Source organism: Pseudomonas sp. Pme6b, from assembly GCF_058129925.1.
In genome coordinates this window covers 5,723,373-5,737,207 of sequence record NZ_CM176704.1, presented here as the reverse complement: position 1 = coordinate 5,737,207, position 13,835 = coordinate 5,723,373, and the positions used below count along the sequence as shown (strand labels likewise).

Sequence of the window (13,835 nt, the reverse complement as noted above, 5' to 3'; positions counted from 1 at the left end):
TTCACCCATGGCAGTTGCCTCCGGCGCCTACAAGAAAGCCCTCGAAGGCGGTCAGCAACCCAAAGAGGTGCTGGTCAAGATTGATCGGGTCACGAAGAAGTTCGACGAGACGATTGCGGTGGACGACGTGTCGCTGCAAATCAACAAGGGTGAGATCTTCGCCCTGCTTGGCGGCTCCGGTTCCGGAAAGTCCACACTGCTGCGCATGCTGGCCGGTTTCGAGCGCCCGACCGAGGGCCGCATCTACCTAGATGGTGTCGACATTACCGACATGCCGCCGTATGAACGTCCGATCAACATGATGTTCCAGTCCTACGCGCTGTTCCCGCACATGACCGTGGCGGACAACATCGCCTTCGGCCTGAAGCAGGACAAGCTGGCCAAGCCGGAAATCGAAGCCCGCGTGGCGGAGATGCTCAAGCTGGTGCAGATGACCCAGTACGCCAAGCGCAAGCCGCATCAGCTGTCCGGCGGTCAGCGTCAGCGTGTGGCCCTGGCCCGTTCGCTGGCCAAAAAGCCCAAGCTGTTGCTGCTCGACGAGCCGATGGGCGCGCTGGACAAGAAACTGCGTTCGCAGATGCAACTGGAACTGGTAGAGATCATCGAGCGCGTCGGCGTGACTTGTGTAATGGTGACTCACGATCAGGAAGAGGCCATGACCATGGCCGAGCGCATCGCAATCATGCACTTGGGCTGGATCGCGCAGATCGGCAGCCCGATCGATATCTACGAAACCCCGACCAGCCGTCTGGTCTGCGAATTCATCGGCAGCGTCAACCTGTTCGAAGGTGACGTGATCGAAGACATGGAGGCACACGCGCTGATCCGCAGTCCTGAGCTGGAGCGCAATATCTATGTCGGCCACGGCGTCAGTACGTCGGTGGAAGACAAGCACATCACCTACGCCCTGCGCCCTGAGAAGCTGCTGATCACTACCGAGCAGCCAGGCTTCGAATACAACTGGTCGCGCGGCAAGGTCCACGACATCGCCTATCTGGGCGGTCATTCGGTGTTCTACGTCGAGCTGCCGGGCGGCAAGCTGGTGCAATCGTTCGTCGCCAACGCCGAGCGTCAGGGCGCACGGCCTACCTGGGGCGATGAAGTCTACGTGTGGTGGGAAGACGACAGCGGCGTGGTACTGCGCTCATGAAAATCCGCAAGATCAAGCGCGCGTTCGAGCGCATAAAGCCCAACGGGCGGCAGATGGTCATCGGCGTGCCGTTCCTCTGGCTGTTTCTGTTCTTTGCCTTGCCGTTTTTGATCGTGCTCAAGATCAGCTTCGCCGAAGCCGACGTCGCGATCCCGCCATACACCGAGATCTTCAGCTACGCCGACGAAAAGCTGCAGATGGTCCTCAACTTCGCCAACTACACCTTGCTCAGTGGCGATGACCTGTACGTTTCGGCCTATCTGGGCTCGCTGAAAATGGCCTTCATCAGCACGTTGCTGTGCCTGCTGATCGGCTATCCGATGGCTTATGCCATTGCCAGCGCCCGTAAAGACCTGCAAACCGTGCTGTTGCTGCTGATCATGATGCCGACCTGGACCGCGATCCTGATCCGCGTCTATGCCTGGATGGGCATTCTCAGCAACAACGGGCTGCTCAATGCCTTCCTGATGTGGCTGGGCCTTATCGACTCACCGTTGCAGATCCTCAACACCAACCTGGCGGTGTACATCGGCGTGGTCTACTCCTACCTGCCGTTCATGATCCTGCCGCTGTACGCCAACCTTGTGAAGCACGACACCAGCCTGCTGGAAGCCGCGTCCGACCTGGGTTCGAGCACCTTCAACAGTTTCTGGAAAATCACCGTACCGCTGTCCAAGAACGGTGTGATCGCCGGCTGCATGCTGGTATTCATCCCGGTGGTCGGCGAGTTCGTGATTCCCGAACTGCTGGGTGGCCCGGAAACACTGATGATCGGCCGCGTGCTGTGGCAGGAATTCTTCAGCAACCGTGACTGGCCGGTGGCTTCGGCGCTGGCAGTCATCATGCTGCTGGTGCTGATCGTGCCTATCATCCTGTTCAACCGCAGTCAGGCCAAAGAACTGGAGGGCAAGGCATGAACCGCTTTCGATTCTCGAACCTGATGCTGGTTCTGGGTTTGCTGTTTATCTATACGCCGATGGTGATTCTGGTCATCTACTCGTTCAACGCCTCGCAACTGGTGACGGTCTGGGGCGGCTGGTCGGTGAAGTGGTACGTCGGCCTGCTGGACAACTCGCAGCTGATGGGCTCGGTGATGCGCTCGCTGGAAATCGCCTGCTACACCGCCGTTGCTGCGGTGGCACTGGGAACGATGGCTGCGTTTGTGCTGACCCGCATCAGCCGCTTCAAGGGCCGCACGTTCTTTGGCGGGCTGGTTACAGCTCCCCTGGTCATGCCGGAAGTGATCACCGGTCTGTCGCTGTTGCTGCTATTCGTGGCCATGGCGCAATTGATCGGCTGGCCGCAGGAACGTGGCATCATGACCATCTGGATCGCGCACACGACGTTCTGCGCGGCCTACGTGGCAGTTGTGGTATCGGCGCGGCTGCGTGAGCTGGACCTGTCGATTGAAGAAGCGGCGATGGATCTGGGCGCGCGTCCGTGGAAGGTGTTCTTGCTGATCACCATCCCGATGATCGCGCCGTCGCTGGCAGCCGGCGGCATGATGTCGTTTGCACTGTCGCTGGACGACCTGGTGCTCGCCAGCTTCGTCTCCGGGCCCGGCTCGACGACCTTGCCGATGGAAGTGTTCTCTGCCGTGCGTCTGGGCGTGAAGCCTGAAATCAACGCCGTGGCGAGCCTGATCCTGCTGGCCGTGTCACTGGCAACCTTTCTGGTCTGGTTCTTCACCCGCCGCGCCGAAAACAACCGCAAGCGTGCGATCCAGCAGGCTATCGAGGAAAGCGCGGCAGACGCCTGGAAGCAGCCTGATCCGAGGCGTGCTCCGGCTGCGTGAAGACCTGATCGTGCCCGGAGGGCGTGGGAGCGAGCTTGCTCGCGAACTGCCGGGTACCGGCAGCAACTAGCTATCTCGGTTTATCGCTCCCACGCTCCAGCGTGGGAGCGCAGCTCTGGACGCTCTGCGTCCGATCTTGATAGCGCGGTGCTACGCAGACTTGTGACGCGGAGCGTCACGAAAGGCATGCCAACGCGGAGCATTGGCACGGTAGTCAAACCCGGTTGTGCCTGATGTACCGTGCGTGAAGGTTTCACTGTCGGTTCCCGACAGTTCGCGAGCAAGCTCGCTCCCACGAGAAGCCTCATTTCCGGGCTCGGCTATTCCCCCGGCACTAACCGTAAAACCCCTTCTGTATGCTCTGCCACGTCTTTCTCGCTGAAGCGCTGTGGCACGTACTCGCCACTCACAAACGCCTTGGCCTGATCCGAATAATGCTTGTCGAACGGCACGCCGCTTTGTCCCACCGGATTTATCCCCAGGCTGTGCGCCGGGTCGGCGAAGTCGATGAGGCGGCGGGTCGAAGGGCCGTAGCCGACGGGCCACGGGGCAGGGCGGATGCTGGATGACAGGTTGTTCGGCACTTCATGGGTGCCCGGCGCTGCATACGGGCCAACGTTGAAGATCATGTCCAGCGGCTTTTGCGACCCCATCGGGTGACCCTGAGTAAGGGTGTGTGCCTTGCCCCACACCCATTCATCCGGGTTGGTGCCATACAGCGACCGCAAGTGCGACACGCTGGCTCGCCAGGCTACCTTGACGGTATTGGCGCGGCTTTCTTCATGGGGTGAATTGCGATTGTTCCACCACGGCGAATCGGCATCGGCGGCCAGACGCGGCAGGGCGGCGTCCAGTACGCGGGTCGACAGCAGCGTTTCGAACATCGTATCGCCCAGTTCGTCGTGGAATGTTTCTTCCGTCAGGTCGAACAGGAACTGGTTGAACAGTGTGGCACCCACCGAGTCAACGGGGTAATCGCCTTTCCAGCTGGCCAGCCGCTCCACGAGGGCGATTTCGTCCGGGTCGCTGACAACGCTGCGCAGTACCGGAATCAGCGGTTTGAGAATGCTCGGTGCGTAATCGGTCTGCGTGCCCAGTTGCAGCGCCTTGCTGGCGGCCAGGTCCCACTTGATGGTGGAGTCGCTCAGTTGCCGGTTCAGCTCCTGACCGCGCTCGGCCGGGTTGTAGTAACCCGGAATCTGCATGCCGGTCGGCGACAGCGGCTGGAAGTTGGCGGACACGATGTAGCCACGCGCCGGGTTTTCTTCGTGCGGGTTGGCGCTGAACGGGTAAAAGCCGAGCTTATCGGCCTGTGCCGTGCTGCCGTCCAGAATGAAGCTCGGGTTGACGCCTTGCGGACGAATCGGCAGTTGCGCCGCCGCCCACCAGCCGATATCGCCTTTGGCGTTGGCCCAGACGATATTGAGGCCCGGCGACTGAATCTTCTCGGCGGCGCTGCGCATTTTATCCAACGTGTCGGCGCGGTTGGCCTCGTAGAAACCATCCAGCACCGGGTTGGCGGACACCAGAAATGACCACCACATCGCGATTGGCGTCTGGCCGGCGTTCTTGCCCATCACATTGTTGACGATCGGTCCGTGCGGCGATTCGAGCAGCGTCAGTGTGACCGGGGCCTGGCCCTTGACGGTGATCTGCTGCTCGGTACGCTTCATGTCCACCCATTGCCCGTGATACCAGACCTGATTGGGGTTATCAGGATTGGTCTTCTCGGCGATCAGGTCCACGTCATCGTTCTGGAACATGGTCAGGCTCCAGCCGAAATCCATGTTGTGGCCCAGAAACGCGAACGGATTGAGCCCCGGAAAGTGTCCGTACAGCTCAAAACCCGGCGCAGAAAGCTGTGCTTCGTACCATACCGAAGGCACCGAGAAACGGATGTGCGGGTCGCCCGCCAGTATCGGTTTGCCGCTTTGCGTACGGCTGCCGGAAATCACCCAGGCATTGCTGCCCTCGAACTGCGGCAGACCTGCGCCTTCCAGCGCTTTGTGGCTCAGCTGGGCCAACTGCGCCAGGCCTTTCCAGTCGGCGCTGGCCAATGCCGGTTTAGAACCGAGCATGCCGTCCGGATGCCAGTCCAGATCAAACACTTTCAAATACTGCGGGCCCAGTTGATCGCGCACATACGTCAGCAATGGTTCGGTTCTGAATGCTGCCGCAAAGCTGTACGCCAGATAGCCACCGATGCTCACGGTGTCTTCGGTAGTGAAGCGCCGCTTGGGAATACCCAGCGCGTCGAACTCCATCGGTCGTGCGTGGGTGTCCTGATACTGATTGACGCCGTCGATGTAGGCTTCCAGCGCTTTCCAGGTCGGGGTGTTCTTGTCCTGGCGTGCAACATACGCGTCGGCATGCTCGCGAATACGCAGTGTGCGAAACAGTTTGTCGGTCTCGACCAGGTTCGGCCCGAGTATCTCCGCCAGTTCGCCACGCGCCAGACGCCGCAGCATTTCCATCTGGAACAGCCGGTCCTGAGCATGGGCATAGCCGAGCGCGCGGTAAAGGTCGGCTTCGCTCTCGGCGCGGATGTGCGGCACGCCACGCTCGTCGTAGCGCAGGGTGACGGGGGCCTGAAGACGGCTCATGGCGATCTCGCCGTCACGTACCGGCAGTTTGCTATTTACGTACCAGCCCGCGCCACCCGCAAGCAGGGCGAAGATGATGGCTAGAATGAAGAGGCTGCGTTTCATCCGGTTTCTCTGTAAATGGCGTAGGCGGGAATTAAGACTATCGTTGTGACGCGGTTGATTCGATGAAACCCGACACAAGAGCCCGTTCGAAACGGCTTCAGGGCGAATTCGGGCAGGTGAGCTCGCGAGCATCGCCCAGTGTGCAGACAGCAATGTGCACGTTCAATGACAGATGTCTGCGATTACAGCCGCTTAGCTTGCCATGCCGGGGCAGACAGAAGAATATCGTTACACAACTTTACGAGTCATTTGTTGAAATCTGGAAACCACATGTCCGTCACGTTCGACCCCGATAACCTGCGTGCCAGCCTGCTGCCGCTGAGCGTTATTGATCCGCTTTCCATGGAGGGACTGGCCTATCAGCGCTTCTACGGTCTTGCCGGACTGTGTGGCGAAAACGTCATACGCAGCTGGCTGGGGCGCCTCGATGTGGCGGGCTATGAGGTGGTCGGGCAGGTCTGGCTGCCTGACAATCCGGTCGCCACGCTGTTTCTGTTTCACGGCTTCTATGACCACATGGGCCTGTACCGGCATGTGATCGAGTGGGCTCTGGAGCAAGGCTTTGCCGTGATCGCCTGCGACCTGCCGGGGCATGGTCTGTCGAGCGGCAGTCGCGCCTATATCAATGACTTCGCCGAATACCAACTGGTGTTGCAACGTCTGCTGTCTGAAGCCGAAGGCCTTGGGCTGCCACATCCCTGGCACCTGTGCGGACAAAGCATGGGCGGTGCCATCGTTACCGATCACCTGCTCCATCAGGGGCACGACACGCCTGCGCAAGGTGAGGTAATCCTGCTGGCACCGCTGGTCAGGCCAAGGGCCTGGGGATGGTCGCGGTTGAGTTATCACCTGCTCAAGCCGTTCGTAAACGGCATTGCCCGGCGTTTCACCGAAAACTCCAATGCGCCTGCGTTCCTGCCTTTTCTCCTGGCGGACCCTTTGCAGCCGCGTCGCCTGCCCACTGCCTGGGTCGGCGCGTTGTCGCAATGGATTGTGCGTATTGAGCGCGCGCCGCGGAGCCTGCGCAGCCCGTTGATCATTCAGGGCGAGGCGGACCTGACGGTCGACTGGTCTCACAACCTCACGGTTCTGAAAGGCAAGTTCAGCCAGCCGCAGATCCTGATGCTGGGGCACGCCCGGCATCATCTGGCCAATGAATCGCCGGAGTTACGGGCAAGGTACTTTGATTTTCTGGAAGGGCGTTTGCGCTAAGCCGTCGGTACCGATCAGGGGTTCAGGCTCGACGCACTCTGCCCGACGGCCAGACCGGCGCGAATCGCAGCCAGTGCTGCCTGATAATAGGCTTTGCCTTCCGGCGACTCGGCGAAGGTCGAGAACTCTTCAAGTTCAGGGTCGGACAGGTCGCGGTACACATACAGCAGCGTGTTGTTCAGGTCGGCGCTGATCTGCGCCATCAGCCTTTCGCGCTGGCCTTCGAGCATGCCTTGCGCCTGACCGCCGCCCAACAGGCCGGGAATCATCTGGCTCAGGCTGTCGGCGGCAACGCCTGCGATGGCAAGGCTGACTTCCGCACCAGCCTGCCTGGCTGGCAGCGCCTGGGCCAGATGGCCAATCAGCAACTGACGCGTGGCGTCCGCTTCGATATGCGGCAGCCCTTGCGCGTGCTTGGCCAGTTGGTCGGCGCGGGTTGCGGTCAGTTCGGCGTTGACGATCTTGCGACCCAGCGGCGACTGAAAAAATTGCAGCGACGGTGTAGGGTCCTTGAGGCTTTCACGCAGGCGCCTGGACGCGCGCTGGTCCATGGCCTGGGGGGAAAAACGCTGATTGCTGTTATTGACCAGCGCTTGATAAACCGCAGGCGGCAGGTTGTTGCTGTAGCGCTGTTGGGCAGCCTTGAGAGCATCGTTGAAATGCGCGCGCTGTTCCGGCCAGCCTGCGGCCTTGTACAACTGATCGTAGCTGTCTGCCCAGGCAGGGGAGGTGCAGAACATCAACAGCAAAACAAACAAACGACGCATTGGGGACTCCTGTCGGCAGGCCGCTATTCTCCGGGTGTTAGCGTGGATTTGTCGAGTTATGAGTGCCGTCGGCGAGTGAAATCTCACGCGTGTGATACCACATGTATACGCCTCTGTCGGATTTCATGGCTTATCGATACTATGCACGCCATGCGCATACCCTCTGACCACCCACTGCTGTTGCGAATCGTCGACGACCTGGCCGCCAACGGCTGGTCGCAGCAGAATATTTTCCTGCCCGAAGCTCTGACTCTTGAACTTGAGCAAGAGTGCCGAAAACGTGCTGCCGAAGGCGAGCTCGAGCCTGCCGCTATTGGCAAGGGCGCAGCGCAGGAAATACGCGAAGGCATTCGTGGTGACCGCATTCAGTGGCTTGAAGCGGGGCAGGTGCAGTGTTGCGACAGCTATCTGGAATTGATGGAAAGCCTGCGTCAGGCGCTCAATCGCGGCCTTTTCCTGGGGCTGGAGGACTACGAAAGCCATTTTGCGCTGTATCCACCGGGTGCCCGCTACCTCAGGCATGTGGATCGCTTTCGCGATGATGACAAGCGCATGGTGTCGGCGGTGCTTTACCTCAACAATGCCTGGCTGCCCGAGCATGGCGGCCAGTTGCGCATGTACCTCAAGGACGATGTGGCTTACGACGTCCAGCCTACAGGCGGTTGCCTGGTGGTTTTTCTGTCCGGTGAAATTCCCCATGAAGTCATGCCTGCCAGCCGTGATCGACTGTCACTGACGGGCTGGTTCAGGCGCCGCGGTAACGAGCTGTTTCAGTGACCTGTTGCCTGTTCATGAAAACTGTTTCATCAATGCAGTGAGCCATTGAGCCCGGCTGCGGTCTATCTTGAGCACTCCTGAACCGACGGATTTGTTGTGTGAGGGTCGACTTACGTCAACTGCAACCGGAGCAATCATGAAATCCTTATTTTCTGGAACGATGGTCGCGGGCCTGTTGCTCAGCGCATCCATGCTGGTCAGCGCCGCCGATATGCCACGCACTGCATCCCCTGAAGGCGCCGAGGTGTACATCATCTCGCCCAAGGACGGTGAAACCGTGACCTCACCGTTCAAGGTGCAATTCGGTCTCAAAGGCATGGGCGTCGCACCTGCGGGTGTGGATGTTCCCGATACCGGTCACCATCACCTGCTGATCGATGTGAACGACCAGCCAGCGATGGATGCGCCGCTGCCGGTCAGTGACAACATCCGTCACTTCGGCAAGGGCCAGACCGAAACCGAAATCAACCTGCCGCCTGGTCAGCACACATTGCAATTACTGATGGGCGACAAAGGCCACATGCCGCTGAACCCGTCGGTCGAGTCGAAGAAGATCACGATCAATGTGAAGTAGGGCTGTCAGTGCTTGTATGACGCAGAGCGTCGTGAACTGCATTCCCACGCTGGAGCGTGAGGAACGATAGGTGCCCGGAAGAACACTGATCGTGCCCACACGGGGTGGGCACGGCGCTCGGGTCAGAACAAAACGCGGCTGCGGATGGTGCCTTTGATCTGTTGCAGCTTGGCCTGGGCAAGGTCGGAGTACTCGGCGTCGACGTCGATGACCACGTAACCGACTTTCTCGTTGGTCTGCAGGAACTGACCGGAGATGTTGATGCCGTTCTCGGCGAAGACCTTGTTGATCTCGCTGAGCACGCCCGGGATGTTCTCGTGGATGTGCAGCAGGCGATGCTTGCCGGGGTGAGCAGGCAAGGCCACTTCCGGGAAGTTGACCGACGATACCGACGTACCGTTGTCGCTGTACTTGACCAGCTTTTCTGCGACTTCCAGACCGATGTTGGCCTGCGCTTCGGCAGTGGAACCGCCGATGTGCGGGGTCAGGATCACGTTGTCCAGGCCACGCAGCGGGCTTTCGAAGATGTCGTCGTTCGAGCGTGGCTCGACCGGGAACACGTCGATTGCAGCGCCGATCAGGTGCTTGTCCTTGATCGCGTCGGCCAGGGCGTCCAGTTCAACGACTGTGCCGCGAGCCGCGTTGATCAGGATGCTGCCCTTTTTCATCGCGCGAATTTCTTTTTCGCCGATCATCCACTGGGTTTCCGAGGTTTCCGGCACGTGCAGGGTAACGATATCGGACATGCCCAGCAGCTCGTTCAGGCTGGACACCTGAGTCGCGTTGCCCAGTGGCAGCTTGGTCAGCGTGTCGTAGAAGTACACCTGCATGCCCAGGCCTTCGGCCAGCACCGACAACTGCGTACCAATCGAGCCATAGCCAATGATGCCGAGCTTCTTGCCACGGATTTCGAAAGAGTTGGCCGCGCTTTTGATCCAGCCGCCACGGTGGCAGGAAGCGTTCTTCTCAGGGATACCGCGCAGCAGCAGGATCGCCTCGGCCAGCACCAGTTCTGCTACCGAGCGGGTGTTGGAGTAGGGCGCATTGAACACTGCAATACCGCGCTCACGCGCTGCATTGAGGTCAACCTGGTTGGTGCCGATGCAGAAGCAGCCGACGGCAACCAGTTTCTTGGCGCAATCGAACAGCTCTTCGGTCAACTGAGTGCGGGAGCGGATACCGATGAAGTGTGCGTCGGCGATCTTTTCTTTCAGTTCGGCTTCCGGCAGAGACTTGGTGTGGTACTCGATGCTGGTGTAGCCGGCTGCCTTGAGGACGTCGACAGCGGACTGATGGACGCCTTCGAGAAGAAGGAACTTGATCTTGCTCTTGTCGAGGGAAGTCTTGCTCATCTGCGTAAACCTGTGTCCCGAAGAAAATTGGCAGGGGGTGCCCGGTTCGGCTCTGGGCACGACTCACGGGGGGCGTATGCTAGCATATGAGCCCCGCGAAACCTCATCCCGAACGTGAACCGTTCTCAGGATGCCCATGAATCGTTCGAGAATTGATTCAATGACCGATCGCGTTTTGATTGATGAGCTGCAGACCCTGGTTGACCCCGGCAAGGTACTCACCGATGCCGGTTCTCTGGAAACTTACGGCAAGGACTGGACCAAGCAGTTCACTCCTGCGCCACTGGCCATCGTATTCCCCAAGACCACCGAACAGGTGCAGGCCATCGTACGCTGGGCCAATGAGCGGCTCGTGGCGCTGGTGCCTTCGGGTGGACGAACCGGGCTTTCGGCGGCCGCGGTGGCTGCCAACGGTGAAGTGGTCGTCTCGTTCGATTACATGAATCAGGTGCTGGATCTGAATCTCACCGACCGGACGGCGGTCTGTCAGCCTGGCGTGATCACCCGGCAATTACAGGCGCTGGCTGAAGAGAGCGGCCTTTATTATCCGGTCGACTTCGCTTCTTCGGGCTCCAGCCAGATCGGCGGCAATATCGGCACCAATGCGGGCGGTATCAAGGTCATTCGCTACGGCATGACGCGCAATTGGGTCGCGGGCCTCAAGGTGGTCACCGGCAAGGGCGACCTGCTGGAGCTGAACAAGGACCTGATCAAGAACGCCACCGGCTACGATTTGCGCCAGTTGTTCATCGGTGCCGAAGGTACGCTGGGCTTTGTCGTCGAAGCGACCATGCGCCTGGACCGTGCGCCGAAGAACCTCACAGCGATGGTGCTGGGCACCTCGGACTTCAACTCGATCATGCCGGTGCTGCATGCCTTTCACGGCAAGCTCGACCTGACCGCCTTCGAATTCTTCTCGGACAAATCCTTCGCCCGGGTCATGGCGCGCGGTGATGTGCCGTCGCCTTTCGACACGCCATGCCCGTTCTATGTGTTGCTGGAGTTCGAAGCGACCACCGACGACCTGGCCGATCAGGCCCTGGCGACCTTCGAGCACTGCGTCGAGCAGGGTTGGGTGCTGGACGGCGTGATGAGCCAGAGCGAACAGCAATTACGCAACCTGTGGAAGCTACGCGAGTACATCTCCGAAACCATCTCGCACTTCACACCGTACAAAAACGATATCTCGGTCACTGTCTCGAAAGTGCCGGAGTTTCTGGCTGAAATCGACGCGATCGTTGCCGAACACTACCCAGACTTCGAAGTGCTCTGGTACGGCCACATTGGCGACGGCAACCTGCACCTGAACATCCTCAAGCCCGAAGGCCTCGACAAGAACGAGTTCTTCGTCAAATGTGCCCGGGTCAACAAGTGGGTATTCGAGACTGTCGAAAAGTACAACGGCTCGATTTCGGCCGAGCATGGTGTCGGGATGACCAAACGTGACTATTTAACGTACAGTCGCTCGCCGATCGAAATCGAATACATGAAGGCGTTGAAAGCGGTGTTCGATCCCAACGGGATCATGAATCCCGGCAAAATCTTCGCCGTTTGATCCGTCGCAACCTTTTGATCCGTCGCAACAATAAGCAGGCTACCTCTTACAGCCTCAGGAGACGTCATGAGCTACCAGCACAAATATGTCGATGGCACCAACATTCACTTCCCGCTGGGTAAAGTGGTCTGCATCGGGCGTAACTACGCCGAACACGCCAAGGAACTGGGCAACGCGGTGCCTACCGAGCCACTGCTGTTCATGAAACCCGGCAGCGCGGTGGTTGCGCTGGAGGGTGGCTTCACTATCCCGGCAGACCGCGGCTCGGTGCATTACGAAGCAGAGATCGTGGTGTTGATCGGCAAGCCCCTGAGCAAGAACCCTTCGCGCGAAGAAGTGCTGGACGCGATCAGCGGCTTTGCGCCCGGCCTGGACCTGACCCTGCGTGACGTGCAGTCGCGTCTGCGTGAGAAAGGCCTTCCATGGGAGCTGGCCAAGTGTTTCGACGGCGCTGCGGTGATTCCGCCGTTCGTGCCCGCCGAGACCTTCCCAGATCTGGAGGACATCGGTATCCGCCTGACCCTCAATGGCAAGGTGGTTCAAGACGGCAACAGCAACATGATGCTCAACCCGATCGTGCCGATGATCCAGCACATGGCAGCCAACTTCTCGCTGCAGGCCGGTGACCTGATCATGACCGGCACGCCTGCCGGTGTCGGGCCGTTCGAAGCCGGCGACCAGATCGCGCTGGAACTGGTCGGGCAGACGCCGTTCGAGAGCGTCGTCAGGTAACCCGACAGCATCTTCAGGCTGCACCCAAAGCCACGCGGGATCACTCCCGGGTGGCTTTTGTTTGTGGAGTGACTGATAGTTCAGCCGATTTTGCGTTTTTTTCACACCTGTTCTGGATAATCCGGCCGTCCCTGCAAGGGCACCACGTCGTCATGAAGTCTCATTTGCTCAGGAACACATGAATGGCCAGTACTGCCGCAACGCCGCCTCGCAACAAAAAACGCTTCGCTTACTTACGCAACATGCGCTGGTACTCGTGGTTGTTAGTGGTTGTCTTGCTGGGCTATGGGCTGGCCTTCATCATGCATTGGGATGATCGCGCGCTGCTCTGGTTTCAGGAGCGGTTCGAGAGCAAGGCAGGTCGTCACGCCAGTATCTGGCTGCCGGACTACCATGTGGATATCGACGCAAAGGTGCTGCCGGGCATGGAAAAGGACGAGGCGTCGGACCTGTCCTATAACCCGGTGACCAAAACGCTGTTTGCGGTCATGGGCAAAAATGCGTTTCTGGTGGAGCTGACGCTCACGGGCGATGTAATGCGCAAGATCCCGCTGGTGGGCTGGAGCAATCCGGAAGGTGTTGCCGTCATGAACGATGGCCTGATTGCGATCACTGATGAGCGCCAACACAAGTTGACCATCGTTAAAGTGAACGCCGACACCACCACCCTGAACATCGCGGATTTCCCCCAGTACGAACTGGGCAAGTCTGCCAACCAGAACAAGGGCTTCGAAGGTATCGCCTGGGACCCGCAGCGTCAGCAGCTGATACTGGGCGAGGAGCGACCTCCCGCGCTGTACACCTGGAAAAGTGATGGCAGTGACGTGCTGAAAGGCGACAAGCAACCGCTGTCGAGTCGCTCGCTGGACATGCGCAATCTGTCGTCATTGAGCATCGACCCGCGCACCGGCCACATGCTCGCGCTGTCTGCCGATTCGCACTTGTTGCTGGAAGTCGACGAGCAAGGCGAGCAGGTAAGCTTCATGACCCTGCTGGGCGGCATGAACGGTTTGAAGGACACAATTCCGCGCGCAGAAGGCGTGGCCCTTGATGAGGCCGGTACGCTGTACATGGTCAGCGAACCGAACCTGTTCTATTCGTTTCACCGGGTGCTTCACAAGCACTGAGCCAGGACGGCAACTACACAGGTCGCCGATACACAATCGGCAAAAATATAGCACCATGCCATTAAGCTTGCTTTCAGGATGGCATG

The 13,835-nt window shown here is 59.5% G+C and carries 12 protein-coding genes; 9 read left to right on the top strand and 3 right to left on the bottom strand.

What is annotated here, in order from left to right:
• Positions 1-7 precede the first annotated feature (7 nt).
• The 3 genes from potA to AC4ANE_RS26110 are packed head-to-tail and all read left to right on the top strand — an operon-like array spanning position 8 to position 2,945.
• The gene (gene potA / locus AC4ANE_RS26120) at positions 8-1,150 is read left to right on the top strand and encodes a polyamine ABC transporter ATP-binding protein (protein ID WP_002555763.1); all 1,143 of its coding nucleotides are present in this window, start codon (positions 8-10) and stop codon (positions 1,148-1,150) included.
• Positions 1,147-2,067, top strand: coding sequence for an ABC transporter permease subunit (locus tag AC4ANE_RS26115; RefSeq protein WP_002555762.1), 921 nt, complete (start codon positions 1,147-1,149; stop codon positions 2,065-2,067). Before potA ends, AC4ANE_RS26115 begins: the two co-directional genes overlap by 4 nt.
• Complete coding sequence (locus AC4ANE_RS26110; protein WP_002555761.1) at positions 2,064-2,945, top strand: ABC transporter permease subunit; 882 nt, start codon at positions 2,064-2,066, stop codon at positions 2,943-2,945. Before AC4ANE_RS26115 ends, AC4ANE_RS26110 begins: the two co-directional genes overlap by 4 nt.
• A gap of 320 nt (positions 2,946-3,265) precedes the next feature.
• Here the strand turns inward: AC4ANE_RS26110 and AC4ANE_RS26105 are convergent, their stop codons facing one another.
• Positions 3,266-5,653, bottom strand: coding sequence for a penicillin acylase family protein (locus AC4ANE_RS26105; RefSeq protein WP_005733634.1), 2,388 nt, complete (start codon positions 5,651-5,653; stop codon positions 3,266-3,268).
• A gap of 270 nt (positions 5,654-5,923) precedes the next feature.
• Here AC4ANE_RS26105 and bipL point away from each other — a divergent pair, with 270 nt between their 5' ends.
• Complete coding sequence (bipL, locus tag AC4ANE_RS26100) at positions 5,924-6,865, top strand: phospholipase BipL (RefSeq protein WP_002555758.1); 942 nt, start codon at positions 5,924-5,926, stop codon at positions 6,863-6,865.
• 14 nt (positions 6,866-6,879) lie between these two features.
• Here the strand turns inward: bipL and AC4ANE_RS26095 are convergent, their stop codons facing one another.
• Complete coding sequence (locus AC4ANE_RS26095; RefSeq protein WP_002555757.1) at positions 6,880-7,632, bottom strand: DUF2059 domain-containing protein; 753 nt, start codon at positions 7,630-7,632, stop codon at positions 6,880-6,882.
• Positions 7,633-7,773: 141 nt separating this feature from the next.
• Here AC4ANE_RS26095 and AC4ANE_RS26090 point away from each other — a divergent pair, with 141 nt between their 5' ends.
• The gene (locus AC4ANE_RS26090) at positions 7,774-8,409 is read left to right on the top strand and encodes a 2OG-Fe(II) oxygenase (RefSeq protein WP_002555756.1); all 636 of its coding nucleotides are present in this window, start codon (positions 7,774-7,776) and stop codon (positions 8,407-8,409) included.
• A 136-nt stretch (positions 8,410-8,545) separates the two neighbouring features.
• A complete protein-coding gene (locus tag AC4ANE_RS26085) occupies positions 8,546-8,983 on the top strand; it encodes a DUF4399 domain-containing protein (protein WP_002555755.1) in 438 nt (145 codons plus the stop codon).
• Positions 8,984-9,105: 122 nt separating this feature from the next.
• Here the strand turns inward: AC4ANE_RS26085 and serA are convergent, their stop codons facing one another.
• Positions 9,106-10,335 carry a phosphoglycerate dehydrogenase gene (serA, locus tag AC4ANE_RS26080; RefSeq protein ID WP_002555754.1) on the bottom strand — a complete coding sequence of 410 codons (1,230 nt, stop codon included), beginning with the start codon at positions 10,333-10,335 and terminating at the stop codon, positions 9,106-9,108.
• A gap of 160 nt (positions 10,336-10,495) precedes the next feature.
• On the opposite strand from serA, the gene AC4ANE_RS26075 reads away from it, so the two are divergent.
• From AC4ANE_RS26075 to AC4ANE_RS26065, 3 genes are all read left to right on the top strand, one after another.
• Positions 10,496-11,890: an FAD-binding oxidoreductase gene (locus tag AC4ANE_RS26075; RefSeq protein WP_002555753.1), complete on the top strand. Its 1,395-nt coding sequence runs from the start codon at positions 10,496-10,498 to the stop codon at positions 11,888-11,890.
• Positions 11,891-11,956: 66 nt separating this feature from the next.
• The gene (locus AC4ANE_RS26070; RefSeq protein ID WP_002555752.1) at positions 11,957-12,622 is read left to right on the top strand and encodes a fumarylacetoacetate hydrolase family protein; all 666 of its coding nucleotides are present in this window, start codon (positions 11,957-11,959) and stop codon (positions 12,620-12,622) included.
• A 182-nt stretch (positions 12,623-12,804) separates the two neighbouring features.
• Positions 12,805-13,749: an SdiA-regulated domain-containing protein gene (locus tag AC4ANE_RS26065; protein ID WP_002555751.1), complete on the top strand. Its 945-nt coding sequence runs from the start codon at positions 12,805-12,807 to the stop codon at positions 13,747-13,749.
• The last annotated feature ends 86 nt before the right edge of the window (positions 13,750-13,835 follow it).